This window comes from Pelorhabdus rhamnosifermentans (assembly GCF_018835585.1).
Classification (GTDB): Bacteria; Bacillota; Negativicutes; order UMGS1260; family UMGS1260; genus Pelorhabdus; species Pelorhabdus rhamnosifermentans.
In genome coordinates this window covers 1-634 of the sequence record NZ_JAHGVE010000088.1, presented here as the reverse complement: position 1 = coordinate 634, position 634 = coordinate 1, and the positions used below count along the sequence as shown (strand labels likewise).

The following is a 634-nucleotide window of genomic DNA, read 5'->3' as shown; positions in this document are numbered from 1 at the left end:
GATATTTCCCGTATGGCAAATGATGATAGCTTCACTATTGCACCGCGCAAAGGCGAATACATTTTGTTTGATAAAAATGCCAGTTCCATTATTAGCAACGTCATTTTCCCTGCTCCAAGTAAAAAATCAAAAGGAATCTTAGTTTGCCCCACTGTGCATGGCAATATCTTTATTGGACCGAATGCTCAGGACATTGACGACAAGGCTGACCTCTCCACAACGCCGATTGGCTTAAATGAGATTATTACAGGCGCTAAGAAGCTTGTGCCAGAATTACCGCTCAATGCCTCCATTACGGAATTTTCCGGTCTAAGAGCCGCAGCCAATGAAGGAGACTTTGTCATTCGTCCTTCAAAAGTGACGGCAGGCTTAATTCATGCCGCAGGCATTCAGTCACCTGGTCTAACGTCTGCCCCGGCTATTGCAGAATTCATTGCTGATATTTTACGCGAAGACGGCTTAACCTTAACGCCCAAACAAAACTTTATCGCTACAAATGAAGCCAAAGTGATTTTCCGTGAATTAACAAATGAACAAAAACAAGAACTCATCAACAGAAATCCCCTTTACGGTCGCGTCATTTGCCGCTGTGAAACCATTACAGAAGGCGAAATTCTCGATGCCATTCATTCGC

At 43.7% G+C, this 634-nt stretch carries 1 protein-coding gene; it reads left to right on the top strand.

Annotated features, from left to right (window positions below; genetic code table 11):
• Nucleotides 1-634 (top strand): FAD-dependent oxidoreductase (locus Ga0466249_RS25875; RefSeq protein ID WP_215832379.1); only part of this gene is annotated, 634 nt, incomplete at both ends.